The organism is uncultured Zoogloea sp. (genome assembly GCF_937894855.1).
Lineage (GTDB): Bacteria > Pseudomonadota > Gammaproteobacteria > Burkholderiales > Rhodocyclaceae > Zoogloea > Zoogloea oryzae.
Map to the genome: position 1 here is coordinate 1 of NZ_CALAYQ010000176.1, position 17,805 is coordinate 17,805.

Annotated in this window: 13 protein-coding genes; all 13 read right to left on the bottom strand. The window is 68.4% G+C overall.

Annotated features, from left to right (window positions below; genetic code table 11):
- A partial coding sequence (gene purD / locus Q0672_RS19555) for a phosphoribosylamine--glycine ligase (RefSeq protein ID WP_298624946.1) occupies positions 1 to 940 on the bottom strand: 940 nt, incomplete at its 3' end.
- A 13-nt stretch (positions 941 to 953) separates the two neighbouring features.
- On the bottom strand, positions 954 to 2,522 hold the full coding sequence (purH, locus tag Q0672_RS19560) for a bifunctional phosphoribosylaminoimidazolecarboxamide formyltransferase/IMP cyclohydrolase (RefSeq protein WP_298624948.1): 1,569 nt from the start codon (positions 2,520 to 2,522) through the stop codon (positions 954 to 956).
- Positions 2,523 to 2,577: 55 nt separating this feature from the next.
- Positions 2,578 to 2,817 carry a helix-turn-helix domain-containing protein gene (locus Q0672_RS19565; RefSeq protein ID WP_153162624.1) on the bottom strand — a complete coding sequence of 80 codons (240 nt, stop codon included), beginning with the start codon at positions 2,815 to 2,817 and terminating at the stop codon, positions 2,578 to 2,580.
- Positions 2,814 to 3,839: a tRNA dihydrouridine synthase DusB gene (dusB, locus tag Q0672_RS19570; protein ID WP_298624950.1), complete on the bottom strand. Its 1,026-nt coding sequence runs from the start codon at positions 3,837 to 3,839 to the stop codon at positions 2,814 to 2,816. Before dusB ends, Q0672_RS19565 begins: the two co-directional genes overlap by 4 nt.
- A 97-nt stretch (positions 3,840 to 3,936) precedes the next feature.
- On the bottom strand, positions 3,937 to 4,629 hold the full coding sequence (mtgA, locus tag Q0672_RS19575; RefSeq protein WP_298624952.1) for a monofunctional biosynthetic peptidoglycan transglycosylase: 693 nt from the start codon (positions 4,627 to 4,629) through the stop codon (positions 3,937 to 3,939).
- A gap of 11 nt (positions 4,630 to 4,640) precedes the next feature.
- Positions 4,641 to 5,462: a shikimate dehydrogenase gene (gene aroE / locus Q0672_RS19580; RefSeq protein WP_298624954.1), complete on the bottom strand. Its 822-nt coding sequence runs from the start codon at positions 5,460 to 5,462 to the stop codon at positions 4,641 to 4,643.
- A 4-nt stretch (positions 5,463 to 5,466) separates the two neighbouring features.
- Positions 5,467 to 6,426: an energy transducer TonB gene (locus Q0672_RS19585; protein ID WP_298624956.1), complete on the bottom strand. Its 960-nt coding sequence runs from the start codon at positions 6,424 to 6,426 to the stop codon at positions 5,467 to 5,469.
- Positions 6,427 to 6,433: 7 nt separating this feature from the next.
- The gene (locus Q0672_RS19590; protein ID WP_298624958.1) at positions 6,434 to 8,404 is read right to left on the bottom strand and encodes an RNB domain-containing ribonuclease; all 1,971 of its coding nucleotides are present in this window, start codon (positions 8,402 to 8,404) and stop codon (positions 6,434 to 6,436) included.
- Between the two features lie 79 nt (positions 8,405 to 8,483).
- Entirely contained in the window at positions 8,484 to 14,288 is a 5,805-nt protein-coding gene (locus Q0672_RS19595; RefSeq protein ID WP_298624960.1) for an Hpt domain-containing protein, read from the bottom strand.
- 44 nt (positions 14,289 to 14,332) lie between these two features.
- Positions 14,333 to 16,453 carry a methyl-accepting chemotaxis protein gene (locus Q0672_RS19600; protein WP_298624962.1) on the bottom strand — a complete coding sequence of 707 codons (2,121 nt, stop codon included), beginning with the start codon at positions 16,451 to 16,453 and terminating at the stop codon, positions 14,333 to 14,335.
- Between the two features lie 50 nt (positions 16,454 to 16,503).
- Positions 16,504 to 17,019 carry a chemotaxis protein CheW gene (locus tag Q0672_RS19605; RefSeq protein ID WP_153162615.1) on the bottom strand — a complete coding sequence of 172 codons (516 nt, stop codon included), beginning with the start codon at positions 17,017 to 17,019 and terminating at the stop codon, positions 16,504 to 16,506.
- 8 nt (positions 17,020 to 17,027) lie between these two features.
- The gene (locus tag Q0672_RS19610; protein WP_153162614.1) at positions 17,028 to 17,393 is read right to left on the bottom strand and encodes a response regulator; all 366 of its coding nucleotides are present in this window, start codon (positions 17,391 to 17,393) and stop codon (positions 17,028 to 17,030) included.
- Positions 17,394 to 17,413: 20 nt separating this feature from the next.
- Positions 17,414 to 17,805, bottom strand: a 392-nt coding sequence (locus Q0672_RS19615; protein WP_298624965.1) for a response regulator, incomplete at its 5' end; no start/stop codon positions are given.

The following is a 17,805-nucleotide window of genomic DNA, read 5'->3' on the forward strand; positions in this document are numbered from 1 at the left end:
CGACGAGATCGACCAGATCGGTCTTGAGCCGCATCATGATCGGCTGGGTTTCCGGGTCGCCCATGCGGCAGTTGAACTCGACGACGCGGGGCGCGCCCTTGGCGTCGATCATCAGGCCAGCGTACAGGAAGCCGGTGTAGGGCAGCCCTTCGGCGGCCATGCCGACGAGGGTCGGCATGATGATCTCGCGCATGGCGCGGGCGTGGACTTCGGGCGTGACCACCGGGGCGGGCGAGTAGGCACCCATGCCGCCGGTGTTGGGGCCCTGGTCGGCGTCACGCAGGCGCTTGTGATCCTGGGAGGTGGCCAGCGGCAGGGCGTGGCGGCCGTCGGCCATCACGATGAAGCTGGCTTCCTCGCCGTCCATGAATTCCTCGATCACCACCCGCGGGCCGCGCTCGTCGTACTGCACGCCCAGCGTGTTGTGGGTGAGCATGGCGTCGATGGCTTCGTGGGCTTCGTCCGTGGTCATCGCCACCACGACGCCCTTGCCGGCAGCCAGGCCGTCGGCCTTGATGACGATCGGCGCACCTTCGGCGTCCACGTAGGCGTGGGCAGCGGCGGAGTCGGCAAACGTCTGGTACTTGGCCGTCGGGATCTTGTGGCGGATCAGGAACTGCTTGGCGAAGTCCTTGGAGCTTTCGAGCTGGGCAGCCAGTTTGGTCGGCCCGAAGATCGGCAGCCCGGCGGCGCGGAAGGCATCCACCACGCCGGCGGCCAGCGGTGCCTCGGGGCCGACGACGGTGAGGGCGATCTGCTCGCGACGGGCGAGCTCGATGAGCTCGGGGATCGCGGTGACGGCGACGTTCTCGATGCCGGGCTCACGGGCGGTGCCGGGGTTGCCCGGGGCGACCAGCACCTTCTGCACGCGCGGCGAGCGGGAGAGCTTCCAGGCCAGCGCGTGTTCGCGTCCGCCGGAGCCGATGACGAGGATCTTCATGGGTGTGCCCGGATCAGTGACGGAAGTGGCGGAAGCCGGTGAGGACCATCGCGATGCCCTGCTCGTCGGCCGCGGCGATCACTTCGGCGTCACGCACCGAGCCACCCGGCTGGATGACGGCGGTGGCGCCGGCCTGGGCCAGCACGTCGAGGCCGTCACGGAACGGGAAGAAGGCATCCGACGCGACCACGCAGCCGGGGATCACGAGGCCGGCGTTCTCGGCCTTGATCTTGGCGATGCGGGCGGAATCCACGCGGCTCATCTGCCCGGCGCCGACGCCGATGGTCATGCCATCCTTGCAGTAGACGATGGCGTTGGACTTGACGTACTTGGCCACGCGCCAGGCGAACAGCAGGTCGCCGAGCTCCTGCTCGGTGGGCGCGCGCTTGGTGACGACCTTCAGATCCGCCGCGGTGATCGGGGCGAAGTCGGCGCTCTGCACCAGCAGGCCGCCGCCGACGCGCTTGTAGTCGGGCTGCTTGACGGCGCCCAGCGGATTGACCAGCACGCGGACGTTCTGCTTGGCCTTGAGGAGCTCGAGGGCTTCGTCGGTGTAGGCGGGGGCGATCAGCACTTCGAGGAACTGGGCGCTGACGGCTTCGGCTGCGGCGCGGTCAACGGTGGTGTTGAAGGCGATGATGCCGCCGAAGGCGGAGGTGGGATCGGTGGAGAAGGCCTTCTTGTAGGCTTCCAGCGGGCTGGCGGCGACGGCCACGCCGCACGGGTTGGCGTGCTTGACGATCACGCAGGCCACGCCGTCGAAGGCCTTGACGCATTCCCAGGCGGCGTCGGAGTCGGCGATGTTGTTGTACGACAGCTCCTTGCCCTGCAGCTGGGTGTAGGCGGCGATGGCGCCTGCCTGAGGCTCGGATTCGCGGTAGAAGGCGGCGGTCTGGTGGGGGTTCTCGCCGTAGCGCAGATCCTGCACCTTGTCGAAGGCCAGCTGGAAGCGCTCCGGGTAGGCCATCTTGCTGCCGTCGTCGGCGAGGGCCGTGAGGTGGTTGGAGATCGCCGAGTCGTAGCGGGCGGTGTGGGTGAAGGCCTTGCGGGCGAGGTCGAAGCGGGTCTTGTAGCTGAGCGCGCCGCCGTTGGCCTTGAGCTCGGCGACGATGCCGGCGTAGTCGGCCGGGTCGGTCACGATGCCGACGCCGCCGGCTTCATTGCCGTGGTTCTTGGCCGCGGCGCGGACCATGGTCGGGCCGCCGATGTCGATGTTCTCGATGGCGTCTTCGAGGCTGCAGTCGGGCTTGGCGACGGTGGCCTGGAACGGGTAGAGGTTCACCACCACGAGGTCGATGCGCGGGATGCTGTGCTCTTCGAGCTTGGCCAGGTGCTCGGGCAGGTCGCGACGGGCGAGGATGCCGCCGTGGACCTTCGGGTGCAGCGTTTTGACGCGGCCGTCGAGCATCTCGGGGAAGCCGGTGTAGTCGGACACGTCGGTGACCGGCAGGCCGGCATCGCGCAGGGACTTGGCGGTGCCGCCGGTGGACAGCAGCTTGATGCCGAGAGCGGACAGTTCGCGGGCGAATTCGATGACGCCGGTCTTGTCGGAGACGCTGAGCAGGGCTTGGGTGACTTTCATGGGGTGTTCTCTGGATGGCCGCGGAGGATGCGGCTCGAAAATGACGGAAAGGCGATTACAGGAGTTCGTGCTCGGACAGCTTGCGCCGCAGGGTGTTGCGGTTGATGCCGAGCATCTCTGCGCAGAGGGTCTGGTTGCCGCCGGCCTGCTTGAGGACGAACTCGAGCATCGGGCGTTCGACGTTCTTGATCACCATCTCGTAGAGGGCGTTGGGCTTCTCGCCGTCGAGATCGCGAAAGTAGGTGTCGAGGGCGCGGCAGACAGATTCCGCGATGTCATTGCTGGTGCTGCTCATGCTGCAAGCTCCTGAGGGAATTCTTCTTCGGTATAAACCAGGCGGCTGTCTCTGTCGGCGAGCCGGCCGAAGAACTCGTCAATGGCGGCAATCTGTTCTTGTACGGTAGGCAGGGTGTTCATGGTGCGGCGGAACTGCGCCGACCCGACCAGACCCTTGGTGTACCAGCTGATGTGCTTGCGGGCGACCTTGACGCCGGTGTCCTCGCCGTAGAAGGCGTAGAGGTCGGCGAGGTGATCCTTGCACACCTGGAGGATTTCGGAGACGAGCGGGGGCGGAAGCTCCTCGCCGGTCTTCAGGAAGTGTTCGATCTCGCGGAAGATCCACGGGCGGCCCTGGGCGGCGCGGCCGATCATCACGCCGTCGGCGCCGGTGTAATCCAGCACGAACTTGGCCTTTTGCGGCGTGGTGATGTCGCCGTTGGCGATCAGCGGGATGCGCACGCGGGTCTTGACGTCGGCGATGGTGTCGTACTCGGCGTCGCCGGTGTACTGGCAGGCGCGGGTGCGGCCGTGGATGGCGATCAGCTGGATGCCGGACTCTTCGGCGATGCGCGCGATGGTGGCGGCGTTTTTATTGGCCTTGTTCCAGCCGGTGCGGAACTTGAGGGTGACCGGGGTGTTGCCGGCAGCACCGACGACGGCTTCGAGGATGCGGGCGACCAGCGGCTCGTCCTGCATCAACGCGGAGCCGGCCATCACGTTGCAGACCTTCTTGGCCGGGCAGCCCATGTTGATGTCGATGATCTGGGCGCCACGGTCGACGTTATGGCGGGCGGCCTCGGCCATCATGGCCGGATCGGCGCCGGCGATCTGCACGGAGATCGGATCGGCCTCGCCGTCGTGGTTGGCACGGCGCTGGGTCTTGGCGCTGCCGTACAGCAGGGAGTTGGACGTGACCATCTCGGAGACGGCGAGCCCGGCCCCCATCTTCTTGCAGAGCTGGCGGAAAGGACGGTCCGTCACGCCAGCCATGGGCGCAACGAACAGATTGTTTCGCAAGGTGAATCCGGCGAATTGCATCGGGGGAGGCGGTGCTTGGGAAAACGCGACATTCTACCCGAAGGGCGGGACGTCGGGCAGGGGCTCAAGTTCCGCAAGGAGGGCGCGGCGGCGCCTTTCAGGGCACGTCGGAGTACTGCATGCGCCCCTGGATGCGGGCCGCGTGGGCGGCCAGGCGGGGGCTGAAATTCTTCTCGTACTTGCGCGGATTGGGGAGCATCACGGCCATCCGGGCGGCCTGGTTGGGCGCCAGCTGGGCGGCGGGAATGCGGAAGTAGCGCTGGGCTGCGGCCTCGCAGCCGAAGATGCCGTTGCCCCATTCGACCACGTTGAGATAGACCTCGAGGATGCGCCGCTTGTCCCACAAAGTCTCGATCATCACCGTGATGATGGCCTCCTCGAGCTTGCGGAAGTAGCTGCGGGCGGGGCTGAGGAAGAGGTTCTTGGCGAGCTGCTGGCTGATCGTCGAGCCGCCGGCGACGGGCTTGCCCTTCTTCTGGTTCTTCTCGATGGCCTTCTGGATGCCTTCCCAGTCGAAGCCTTCGTGATCGACGAACTTGTCGTCCTCGGCGGCCACCACGGCGCGCTTGAGGTGGATCGAGATGCGCTCGTAGGGCACCCAGCGGTAGTGGAGCTCGGCGTCGGGCTTGTCGGCGGCGAGCTCGTCCAGGCGCAGGCTCATGAAGCTGGTGCCGGAGGGCGGGTTCCACTTCCACCACAGCACGTGGCCGAGCAGCCAGACCTGATAGGCGACGAACAGCAGCACCAGCGCCACGAGGGCGCGCCGTGTCCAGTGCCAGACTCGGGCCATGGCGGGCGGGCTCAGAGGCTGGCGCGCAGGTCGGCGAGCACGGGTGCAGACTCGGGGCGCACGCCGCGCCACAGGAAGAAGCTCTCGGCGGCCTGTTCGACGAGCATCCCCAGGCCGTCGGCGCGGCGAGCGGCGCCTTGGGCGCGCGCGGCGGCGAGGAAGGGCGTCTCGCCCTTGCCGTACATCATGTCGTAGGCGAGGCTGCCGGGGGCGTAGAGGCCGGCGGGCAGATCGGGCGCGGCGTCCGACAGGCTGGCGCTGGTGGCGTTGATGACCAGGTCGAACTGCTGGCCGGCAAGCTGGGCGAGGCCGCTGCCGGTGGGCGCGACCGTGCCGGCGGTGGCGAACTCGTCGGCCAGCTCGGCGGCCTTGGATGCGGTGCGGTTGGCAATGGTGAGGCTGGCCGGGCGGGCGTCGAGGAGCGGCAGCACGGTGCCGCGGGCCGCGCCGCCGGCGCCGAGGAGCAGCACCCGCTGGCCGGCGACGGCGAAGCCGAGATTGACGGTGATGTCGCGCAGGATGCCGGCGCCGTCGGTGTTGTCGCCGAGGGTGCCGTCAGCGCCGAAGGCCAGGGTGTTCACCGCGCCGGCGGCCTGGGCGCGGGGGGTGAGCCGGTCGGCCAGGTCGAAGGCTTCGAGCTTGAAGGGGACGGTGACGTTCATCCCCCGTCCGCCGGCGGCCTGAAACTCGCGCACGGTGGCGGCAAAGCCGTCGAGGGGGGCGAGCAGCGCCTCGTAGCTGAGCTGCTGGCCGGTCTGCGCGGCGAAGGCGGCGTGGATGCGGGGCGACTTGCTGTGGCCGATCGGGTTGCCGATCACGGCGTAACGGTCCATCGGGTCAATCCTTGCGGGCGGAGGTCTGCAGCATGTCCGCGTTGGTGAATGTCCAGGTGCGGGTGATCTCGATCACGTCGGTGTCCTTGCGGATGTCCGGCGGGAAGGCGGCGTAGGGCGCGGCGAGCTGCACGATGCGGCGGGCGGCGTCGTCGAGGAGCTTGTGGCCGGAGGAGCGGAGGATCTCGACGCTCTCCACATTGCCGTCGGCGCGGATGGTGACCGACAGCAGCAGGCTGCCGTAGAGCTTGCCCCGGGCGGCATCGGGGTAGTTGAGCGTGCCGACGCGCTCGATCTTCTGGCGCCAGTCCTCGGCGTACTGGGCGAAGCGGTATTCGTGGGCGCGGGCGCCGATGAACTTCTTGCGCGGCCGCGAGGCGTAGTCCATCAGATCCTTGTCGATCTGGGCCTCGATGCGGGCAACCGCGGCGGAGCTGTCGAGGAGGTCGTAGCCGGACACCTGGCGCGGGGCTTCGGTTGGGTTGGCGTGGCGGGGATCGACGGCGAGCGCGGCCTTGGCCTGCCTGGTGGTCATCGCCTGGACCTGGGGTGCCTGCTGCTGTTCGCTGCGGCGCTGGGCTTCGATCAGGCTGTCGCCGGCGCGGGTCTGCTCCATGGGCGGCAGCGGGGTGGCGGGACGGGCCTTCTGGTCGGAGTTGCCGCCGGCGTCGAGGTTGGTCTGGGCGAGGATGTCGGCGGTGTCGGGGCGCTGGGCGTGGCGGGAATTGACCAGCACGACCTCCAGCCCCTTGTCGTTGCGCTTGAACTTGGCCGGGTCCGGCATCACGAAGTGGATTGACAACAGCACGGCGTGGATCGCCAGCGAGATGCCGACGCCCCATTCGAGCGCATAGCGCGCCGACCGCCCGGCGAAGGTCGGCCACGCGCCGCCCGCGCCGGCGGCAGGGCCGGGGGCGGGCGTCGGGGAGGGCGACGGGGCGGGCGGACGTTGGAGCGGCTGCATGGCGGACTCAGGCGGCGGGCGGGGCCTCGGTGGTGGCGACGGGGGCCTCCGGCGCTGAGGGCGCAGCCTCGGCCTCCGGCAGGTCTTCGTCGTCGATCTCGATGGGCTCGCTGCCGGCCGGCGCGAGGGTTTCGAGATAGGTGGCGCGCACGTCCACGTCGATCAGGTCGGTGCTGTCGATGGCAAGCTGCACGCGGGTGCCCGGCGGCAGGGTGGGCATCGACGGGACCTTGAAGATCAGCGGGATGGCTTCGAGGCGGACGAGGCTCTCGCGCAGCACACGGGCGCTCATGGCCGGGTGGCCCTGCTGGCGCAGCCAGCGCAGGCACCAGTAGCGTTCCATGCCGCGCTGGAACTCGGCGTAGGCGGCGTAGGTGAGCTCGAAGTCGCGCATCGCGGCGATCAGCTCGGGCGACTTGGGCGGGAAGGCCGGCGTGCTGCCGCTGAGCCAGCCGATGAGCTGCCATTGATTGACCAGATCCACGTAGCGCCGCAGGGGCGAACTGGACCAGGCGTAGCAATCCACGCCGAGGCCTTCGTGGGGCGCGGCTGCGGTGGTCATGCGCACCTTGCCGCCGGTCTGGGCCCGATACAGGGCCGGGATGCCGGCGTCGGCGAGGGCTTTGCCCCAGGTGCTGTTGGCGGCGATCATCAGCTCGGCCACCAGCTTGTCGAGGGGAGAACCGCGGGAGCGGCGGCCGATCTCGATGCGGCCGGGGCCGTCGGCGGTGGTTTCGGACCAGTCGACGCTGAAGTTGAAATCGACGAGGTTCTGGTTGGCGGCGGGCTTGCCGCGGCCGGCTTCGAGCACGGTGGCGAGCTCCCACAGCAGGGTGAGCTCGGTCTTCCAGGGGAAGTTCGGGCCGCCTTCGGCGAGGGTGGTCTCGTTGAAGACCGGCTCGATGTCGTGGTGGCGCAGGTTGGCGACCACCGGCACGCGCTCGATGCGCGAGTGGTTGCCAGTGACGATCAGGTCGCGGCTCACTTCGAGGTAGAGCGACAGGGCCGGGCAGTCGCGGCCTTCGCCCAGGGTGAAGCCCTCGACGATGGCATCGGGCAGCATGGTGATCTTGTTGCCGGGCATGTACACCGTCGACAGGCGCTCGCGGGCGATGGCGTCGAGGCTGGAATCACGGCCGAAGCCGAGGCCCGGCGCGGCGATGTGGATGCCGATGCGCCAGCCGCCATCGACCGGGGTGACCGAGAAGGCGTCGTCGATCTCGGTGGTGGCGGCGTCGTCGATGGAGAAGGCGCGCACGTCGGCGAGCGGCAGGTCGGCCGGCGCGACCGGCGGCTCGAAGGCCGGGAAGTCGGTGCCCGCAGGGAAGTACTCGAACAGGAAGCGATCGAAGTGCAGCTCGTGGGACGAGGCCAGCGCGCCGCAGGCGAGCAGCAGCCGGGCCGGCGATTTGCCGCTTTCGGCACAGGCGGCTTCGAGGGCCTTGGTTTCCAGACGGTTGCGGTCGGGCTTGTAGAGCAGCTGACGCACCAGCGGCTTGAGCTCTTCGGGCAACTGGCCGGCGAGGAGTTCGTCGCGCATACGCTCGACGGCGGCGGCCTGCTGGCGCTTCTTCTCGAGGCCGGCGAGGGCGGCCTGGAGGATCTCGGCCGGCGCCTTGCGGAAGCGGCCGCGGCCCTTGCGGTGGAAGTAGATCGGCGCGGCGTGCAGGCGCAGCAGCACGGCGGCGGATTCGACGGGGCTGGGCTCGTGGCCGAAGTATTCGCGGGCGAACTCGGCAAAACCGAACTCGTCGTCGCCGCAGACTTCCCACAGGAATTCGGTGTCGAGGCCCTCGGCCTCGGTTTCGGCGCGGTCGAGCAGATCGCCCGCACCCGGCTGCGCGAAACGCATCAGCACGTGGTTGCTCTTCAGCTTGAGGCGCTTGCCGTGGGGTGTTTCCACCTGCAGGGAGGCGTCGTTGTCGGTCAGGATGGTGCCGGTCTTGAAGGCACCATCCTCTTCGAAGAGCAGGTTCATGGGGCGGTCGCGCAGGGGAAACGACCGATTATAGCCAAGCCGGGGCCCGCCCCGGACGAAAGCGGCGCTTTAGTCCGGGTCAGAGTGTGGCGTTGGTGACGAAATCCCGGATCAGCTGCAGCAGCACGTCCTCGTCGTAGGGCTTGCCCAGGTAGTGGTTGACGCCGATCTCTTCCGCATAGCGCTTGTGCTTTTCGGCCGTGCGGGAGGTGATCATGATGATCGGCACGGCCTTCAGGCGGGCGTCGGCGCGGATGTTGCGGGTGAGGTCGAAGCCGTCCATCCGGGGCATCTCGATGTCGGCGATGATGACGTCGGGGCTGGCGGTGAGGAGCTGCTCCAGCGCGTCGACGCCGTCCTTGGCGGTGATGACCCGGTAGCCTTCCCGTTCGAGCAGGCGGCCGGTGATCTTGCGCACGGTGAGGGAGTCATCCACCACCATCACCGTCGGCTGGGCCGGGGTGAGGCTGCTGCGGCTGGTGGCCGGCAGGACGTCCTCGGCGCTGGCGTGGGCGCGGCCGGCCAGCGCGACAGGGTTGAGGATCAGCACGATCTCGCCGTCGCCAAGCACCGTGGCGCCGGAGTAGCCGACCATCCGGGCGTACTGCGGCCCGGCGTTCTTGACGACGACTTCCTGGTTGCCGCGCAGGGCATCCACGTGGAGGGCGAGGGTTTCGGAGCCGGCCCGGAGCAGCAGCACCCAGTTGAAGCGGTCGAGCTGGGGCTGGGATTCGTTATCGCCCAGGAGACGCGGCAGGTAGCGGTAGCTGAAGTGCTCGCCGAGCCATTCGGTGCCCCGCTTGGCGCGAACCTCTTCGAGGGCCTTGGGCTTGAGTTCGAGCACCTGGGCCACCATCGACGACGGAATCGCCAGCGTACGGCCGCCCGCGCGCACCAGCAGCGCCTGGGTGACGGCGAGGGTGAGCGGCAGGTGGATGCGGAAGGTGGTGCCCTGGCCGGCTTCGGTGGCGACGCTGATGCGGCCGCCGACGGCGGCGGTCTCGCTCTTCACCACGTCCATGCCGACGCCACGGCCGGCAAGACTGGACAGGCTGGCGGTGGTGAAGCCGGGCACGAAGATCAGGTTGGTGAGGCGCTTGTCGTCGGTTTCCTCGCCCGCTTCGATCAGCCCGGTTTCGAGGGCGTGGGTGCGGATGCGGGCGAAGTCGAGGCCGGCGCCGTCGTCGCGGAATTCGATCACCACGTCGTTGCCTTCGTGGGCGACGCGCAGGGTGATCTGGCCGATCTCGGGCTTGCCGGCGGCGCGGCGCACGTCGGGCGGCTCGATGCCATGGGCGACGGCGTTGCGGACCAGGTGGCCGAGGGGGCCGGTCATGGCCTCGAGCACGCTGCGGTCGATTTCGATCTGGCCGCCGATGATGTCGAGGTTGGCGCGACGACCGAGCTCCTTGGCGGTCTGGCGGACGAGGCGATAGAGACGCTCGGCGAGACTGTCGAAGGGCACCATCCGCACGTACATCAGCGACTGCTGAAGCTCGCGGGCCATCCGCGACTGGGCGTGGAGGGCCGATTCGGCGCCGTCGAGGTTCTTTAGGAGGTTCTGCTGGACGGTGGTCACGTCGCCGACGCTCTCCGCCATCATCCGGGTGAGTTCCTGGAGGCGGGTGTAGCGGTCCATCTCCAGGGGGTCGAACTCGGTGTGATGGGTCTCGACCTGGGACAGGCGGGACTGCATCTGGGTGTCGGCCTGGATTTCGACTTCGCGCAGCTGGTTGCGCAGGCGGATGACGTTTTCGGTGAGGTCGAGCAGCGAGCGGCGCAGGGTGCGCAGTTCGCCTTCGATCCGGGTGCGGGCGATGGAGATTTCGCCGGCTTCGTTCACGAACTGGTCGATGCGGCTGGCTTCGACCCGCAGCATGGTGCGGGCGGCCTGGGCGGCGAGTTCGCCAGGCTGGGCCGGGGCGGTGTCGTCCAGATCGATGTGGGTGGCGACGGGGCTTGCCGGCTGGACGGGCTCGGGCGCCGGCGCGGCGGCCTCGGGGTTGCCGAGGGTGTCGAGGGCCTGGCGGGTCTGGTCGAGGGCGGTTTCGAGCTCGTCGAGGATGCCGGATTCGGCGGCGTTCTGGCCGCGCACACGCTCAAGGCGGGTTTCGAGATCGTGCAGGCTCTGGCCGAGGCTCATCGCGCCGACCATCCGCGCGCTGCCCTTGAGGGTGTGCAGCAGACGGGCGATGCCGGCGGCGTTGGTGGTGTCGGTCGGGTTGCCGCGCCAGTTGTGGACGGCGACGTCGAGCTGGTCGAGGAGTTCGTTACCTTCGTCGAGGAAGATCGGCAGCAGATCGGTGTCGAGCTCGTCGCGCAGTTGCGGTGCCGCGGCGGTGGGTTCGGCTGGACGCGGCGCTGCAGGCACCGGATTGATCGGCGTGGTCACCAGGGCCGGCGGTGCTTCGGGGCGCAGGCTGATGACTTCGGCCAGATGCGAGGCGAGGATACCGTCGAGCTGTTCGACGAGCTCTGGTGCCGGCTGGGGCAGGCTGCGGGCCGAGAGCTGAACCAGCATGCCTTCGAGGGCGGTGGCGGCGCTGTTGAGCAGGATGGTCTGGTCGGCCGTGGGCGCGCGGTCGTGGTCGGACAGGCGCTGTTCGGCCAGCTCAAGGGCCTTGGCGAGCGCCTGGGGCGCGACGAAGCGGGCGGTGCCGGAGATGCCGGACAGGGTGTGGGCGGCCCGGATCGCCGACTGGGGCGGAACGAGGCTCGGGTTGACCGACAGCCGGGCGAGCTCGTGGCGCAGGGTGGCCACGTGCTGGCGGGCTTCGACGAGGTAGAGGTCGAACAGCGGGCGGGACAGCACGACATCGCCCAGGCGCACTTCGTCCTGGCTGATGTCGTCGTCGGCCACGTTTTCGGCGTCGATCTCTTCGATGTTGATGGCTTCTTCGGTTTCGAGCTCGGCTTCGATGCCGGCGGCCTCGACTTCCACCGTTTCGAGCGGCTCAAGGGGTTCCAGCGGTTCGTCGGTGACGGGCAGATCGAAGGTGGGCGTTTCGTCGAGGGTCGGGATCTCGATGGTCGGAGCGTCGATGGCTTCGACTGGCAGGGCTTCGACGGCTTCGAAGGTGTCGGGCAGCTCGATGCTCTCTTCGAGATCGGCGAGGGCTTCCTCGACGGTCTGGATGCTGTCGGGCAGCGCTGGCAGGGCTTCGGGCTCGTCTTCGAGGGCCAGGTCTTCGAGGGGAAGCGGGGCTTCGATGAGCGTCGGCGGGGCCGTTTCGGCTGCGGGCGCTTCGACGGGGAGGTCGGTGGGCAGGTCGAAGTCGAGGCTGAAGTCGTCGGCCGGGGCCGGGGCCGCGGGGGCGGGCTCGGCTTCGGGTTCGACGAAGCTCAGGTCGGGGAACTGCAGTTCGATCAGCGGCGGTGCGTCGGGGGCCTCGTGATGGAGGGCCATTGGCGTGCCGATGTCGGTTTCGGTGAAGCTGGCATCCGGCACGATGATCGTGGATTCCAGATCCATCTCTTCGGTGTCGCCGGCTGCGCTCGGGGGCGTGGCGGGGGCGGCAGGCGCGGGTGTGACCCGGGCGGGTGCCTCGGCGGGGGCCTCGGAGCGCAGGCGCTCGGCGTCGGCGAGCAGCTGGCTGACGTCCTTGTGGGTGCCGGCGCCGGCATTGAGCTGGTCGATCCAGGCGGAGAAGGCCGCGTGGGCGTCATCGATGAGCGTGTGGAGCTCGGCGTTGACGGGCAGTTCGAGGCGCAGCCAGTGGTTGAGCGTCTGCTCCATGCTCCACGCGGCTTCGCCGAAGTCCTTGAGGCCGACCATCCGGCCGCTGCCCTTGAGGGTGTGGAAGCTGCGGCGGATGGTTGTGAGCACCTCCACGTCGCGGGGACGCTCGCGCAGTTCGACGATCTTGCGGGCGATGGTGCTGCGGACTTCGATGGCCTCTTCGATGAAGATCGACAGGAGTTTGGCGTCGATTTCCTCTTCGCTGGCGTCGAGGAGACGGGTGGCTTCGGCGGACAGGGCTGGCGCGGCGGGGGCTGCGGCGATCGGTGCGGGGGCGCTGAACAGCTCGCCGGCGTCTAGCATCGTGAGGGCCTGGCGGGCCTGCTTTTCGAGTTCGAGGTCGGCAGTGAGGGAGGCGTCCTGGCGCAGGCTCTCGAGGTTGAGCTGGAGCTCGGTGCGCAGGCCGATGTCGTCCGGGTTGTCCTTGAGGGCGGCGGTGAGGGCGGCGGCTTCACGCTTCTGCTGGGCGAGCTCGGCTTCGACGCTGTCGGCCACGTCGGGCACGTCGTCGGGGCGCAGGATGCGGGCGAGGTCGGCGGGGCCGTGCTGGAGGGCTTCGATGTAGACGCCGAGGGCCGACAGGCGGTGGGCGATCTCTTCGAAGGCGCGGGTGTTGTCGCCGGCTTCGGAGGGCAGCGCGGCGATGCGCGCGGCGGCGTCCTGAACAAGACGCACGGCGCCGTCGTCGTTCATCACCGAGAGGGCGCCCTCGACCTGCTTGAGGGGCGCGCGGACGGTGGCGAGGATGTCAGTGTTGCCCGGCGAGCGGAAGAAGCCGTCGAGGCTCGTCTCGACTTCGTTGAGGCTGGTGAGGATCTCGTGGGCGAGCTGGCGATTGACCTGGCGGGCCTGGGCGTCGGGCTCGGAGATGGCCATCGGGGCGAGCTTCTCGCCACGCTGATGGGCGCGCAGGCGCTCGAGGATGGCGTCGATCTGCACGTCTTCCCGGTTGTCGGCGCGGGCATGGGCGTCGAGCCGGGTGTCGAGGAGCAGCATCGCGGTGGCGACGTCCATCGACAGGGCGTCGGTGAGGCGCAGGGGGTCCTGGCGCAGCCAGCGGGCGAGCTCGCCCAGGGCGGCGGCGAGGTCGGCGACTTCGGGCTGGCCCACGGTGCGGGCCTGGTCGATGATCGGAGCGATGGTGTCCTGGAAGCGCGGCAGGCCGATGGCGCCGCCCTTGGAGAACTGGTCCCAGGCTTCGCGGGCATCGGAGAGTGCTTCGCGCAGCTTGCGCAGGATCGGGGCGATGGGCGTGTCGCGGATCGGCCGGTCGGCGTCGGGGATCAGGTCCTGCAGCTGGTAGGTGCCGCGGATGCTGTCGATGGCCGGCGAGTGGGCCGAGGTGGTGGCGACGTGGTAGAGCACGTCGCGCATCAGGCGCTCGGCGACGATGCTGGAGCCTTCCATGACGCGACGCATCTGGGCGTCGATCCGGCCGCACAGGCGCTTGGTGGCGGCGTCGGCGGGCAGGGCGCCCTGGCCGAGGGCGTCGAAGAAGGCGGTGGCGGCGGCCCAGAAGGCGCGGGACGCGGGCACGGCCTGGAGGCTTTCGATGCCGGCGACGGATTCGCGCATCTCCTGCGGGCCGGCGGTATCGTCGGCGTTGCGGAACCACTTGAGCAGGCCCCGTTCGAAGCGGCCGCGCAGTGCGCGCAGGCGCTTGGGGTCGTCGCCGCCTTCGGTGGCGGCCGGGAAGGCCGGGCGCAGGGTCAGATCGGGGAAGAACAGCTCGCCGGCGGTGGGGGCGTCCTGGCCGCGGGCGTGGGCGAGTTCGCCGTACAGGCTGAACAGGCGCAGGGCCTGGTCGGGCTGGCCACGGGTGAGCTCGTCGAGATAGTTGCCGATGGCTGCGATGCAGCGGGTCGCCAGACGGATGGTGTCAGGCGTGGCAGGCACCTGGGTGGACGCCATTTCGCCGAGCAGCCGGTCGAGCTGTTCGGAGAACTGGGTCAGGCCGTCGAGGCCCACGATGGACAGGGCGCCGTGGGCCTGGTGCAGGTGGGTCTGGGCGAACTTGATGCGACCAGGACGGTCTGGTGCGTTGCCGGCCTCGGCGAGCGCGCCCAGGGCCCTTTCGAGGGCCAGGTCGATTTCGCCTTTGACCCAGGTCAGCGGACCCAGGTCGAGTTCATGTGCTGAGCTCATCGGTACGTGGGGGACGGATTCCGTTCCTGGTCGGGGTGTGCGGGTCAGACCTTGAAGCCGGAGACCGAACCCTTGAGTTCAACTGCGAGATCCGCCAGTTCGCCGATCGACACGGCGGTCTGCTGGGTGCCGGTGGTGGTGCGGTCGGTGATCGCCAGAATGCCGCGCATCTTCTCGGCCACCTGGGTTGCGGCCTTGGCCTGGACTTCGGTACTGACCGAGATGCGTTCGATGAGCTCGGCGGTTTCGGCGGACACGCGTTCGATCTCGGCGAGTTCCTGGCCGGCGGTTTCGGACAGGCGGGCGCCGTCGACCACGTCGCGGGTGGCGTTTTCCATTGCCGCCACGGCGTCGCCGGTGTCGGTCTGAATGGTCTTCACGATCGCGCCGATCTGCTTGGTGGCCTCGGCGGAACGTTCGGCGAGGCGCTGCACTTCTTCGGCAACCACCGAGAAGCCACGGCCGGCTTCACCGGCGGAGGCGGCCTGGATGGCGGCGTTGAGGGCGAGGACGTTGGTCTGTTCGGTAATGTCGGAGATGAGTTCCACGATTTCGCCGATCTCCTGGGAGGATTCGCCGAGGCGCTTGATGCGCTTGGAGGTCTCCTGGATCTTCTCGCGGATGTCGTTCATGCCCTTGATGGTGTCCTCCACCGCGGCGGCGCCCTTCTGGGCGGCTTCGAGGGAGCGGCGGGCCACCTGGGCGGACTGCAGGGCATCTTCGGAAGCCGCGCTCATGGAGCTGGCCATGCTCTGGGCGGTTTCACCGGCGAGGCGCAGTTCCTGGGCCTGACGTTCGGTGGCGGAGAGCAGCTCGTCGGAGGTGCGCTGGGCGGATTCGGTGGCGGTGGTCACGCGGATGGCGGCGTCGTTGATCCGGCGCACCAGCACGGAGAGTTCTTCAATGGTGTAGTTGACCGAGTCGGCGATGGCGCCGGTGATGTCTTCGGTGACGGTGGCGCGGACGGTCAAGTCGCCGTCGGCGAGGTCGCCCATCTCGTTCATCAGTCGCAGAATGGCCTGCTGGGTGCCGTTACGCTCGGTTTCGGCGGCTTCCCGGAGCTGTTCGGAGGCGGCGCGGCGGCGGGCGATGTCGTCGTTGTAGGTCTTGGCCATCAGGGCCAGGCAGGCCAGGGCGAGCAGGGCGCAGACGATGATCGACAGGGAGACCCAGGTGAAGAAGCCGGTGTAGGCGTTGGAGTAGCCTTCGGCCAGTTCGGAGGTCTTTTCGAGGAGCGGGCCGGAATCCTTGAAGATGTGGCTGCCGGCTTCCTTGGCCTTCACGAGGAGCTGGATGCTGCCGAGGATGGTCTGGACGGCGGAGAGGTTGTCCTTGCCGACGGTTTCGAGTTCGGCGAGCTTGGCCTTGGCGTCGGTGCCGTCGGCGGTCATCTTCTGGAGCTGCTCGATCTGCTCGCGGAAGGTGTTGGTGTCCTTGCCGAGGAGGAAGGCGACTTCAGGGTCGATGGCGTTGGCGATCAGGAGCGCGTTGGCGTTCTTGGCGATCCGCTGGGTGAGCATCACCACCTGGTTGGCGGTGGCGATCTCGCGTACGGCGGCACCGCCCTGCAGCTTGAGCGTGGCGACCTGTTCGGAGAGTTCGAGGAGCTGGGGGTTCTTGTTGTTGATGGTGGCAACGGCCTTGCCCAGGTCGGTGAGCTTCTTTTCTTCCTTCAGGAGCTTCTCGGCGTCGGCGTCGGTCTTCTTCCAGAGGGTGGTGACGGCTTCGAGCTCGGCGGTGACGGCGCTGCTGCCGCCGGGCACGCCGGTGCCGTTGACATCGCCGCCGTCGGTGACGGCACCGTGCAGGGCGTTGAACTGTTCGCGGCTCTGCTTGAGTTCGCCGAAGGCGTTGGTGTCACCCTGCAGGGCGAGCTGACTGGCCTTGGCGATCTGCTGGGAGAGGGTTCGCATCTGGCCGGCGGCCGTGACATAGGCGGTACCGAAGCTGCTGACCCGGATCTGGTAGATGACCAGCGCGGCGGTCAGGACGGCAAAGATCAGGAACGGGACGCGCAGGGTACGCAGCTGCTCGGATGCGCTCTTGCCCGCAAGGAAGGGGAGTGCGCTGGTTTGCGCCCCGTCGCTGGTGTCGATGATCGTGTCCACATTGGTCGTGGCGGCCTTGTTGCCGCCCAGCGACAGTCCCGGTAGCTTGAATGCCATTTTTTTCTTCCTTCAGCGGGTGCGACCCGCTGCTCCTCCAGATTGTTTGGTCACGATTGGGCGGCGTCGAGAAAACGCGCGTGATTCAGTAGTTCGGAAACCTTGAGGCGGGTCCAGTGGGTGCCGTGGGCATCCTGAACCTGATCGCCGATCCATGGCTGGTCCGGGTCGGGCGGTGTGGCGAGGGGTTCGAAATCCTCGACGGCCCGAAGGCCCAGGGCCCGTGTCACGAGCAGCGCACAGTTGAGGCTGTGGCGAACCCCGATCAGCAGCAGCCGGGATTGACCCACCGGCGCGATCGGCGCGTCGCCGTGAAAGGCTGCGAAATCGACGACGCCGAACAGGTTGCCCCGCACGCTGGCGAGCCCGCGAAACCAGTGCTCGGCGAGGGGAACCGTTGCAAGAGGGGGGACGGCCAGGATTTCTCCGGCCTCGGTGAGGTCGATGAGCCAGTTGCGCTTGCCGGCCTGGACGCCGAGCAGGGCCGATGCCCGGCTGTCCTTGGCGTCGGCCAGTCGCCGCGCGAGGCCGGCCTGGAATTCGTGGAGGCTGATCCGCTTCGCCATGGGGTTTCTCAGCTGAAGGCGCGGATCTTGTCGAGCAGGGCCGCGTGGTCGAGGGGCTTGACCATGTAGTCGAACGCGCCCTGGCGCATGCCCCAGATCTTGTCGGTCTCGAGGCCCTTGCTCGTGCAGATGATCACCGGGATGTCACGGGTGGCCTCGTCGCGCACGATGGTGCGGGTGGCCTGGTAGCCGTTGGTGCCGGGCATGACCACGTCCATCAGGATGAGGTCGGGGTGTTCGGTCTTGCTCTTGATGACGGCTTCGTCGCCGCTGTCGGCGGTCACGACCTGGTAGCCATTCTTGACGAGGACTTCCGACAGGGCGAGCCGTTCCGTCGGGGAGTCGTCGACGACGAGGATTTTCTTGATCGGCATGGGCGCAGCGTCTCGTGGGTTCAGTCGAGGGCGGAAAGCTGGCGTGACTGCGTGTGGCTGGCAACCGAACGCAGCAGGCTTTCCTTGGTGAAGGGCTTGGTGAGGTATTCGTCGGAACCGGCGAGGCGGCCGCGGGCGCGGTCGAAGAGACCGTCCTTGGAGGACAGCATGATGACCGGTGTGGCCTTGAGGCGGGGATTCTTCTTGATGAGGGCGCAGGTCTGGTAGCCGTCGAGGCGCGGCATCATGATGTCGACGAAGATCAGGTCGGGCGCGTGGTCGGTGATCTTGGCGAGTGCATCGAAGCCGTCCTCGGCGAGCACGACCTGACAGCCGGCCTGGGCGAGGAAGATCTCTGCGCTGCGGCGGATGGTGTTGCTGTCATCGATGACCATGACCTTGATTCCGCTGA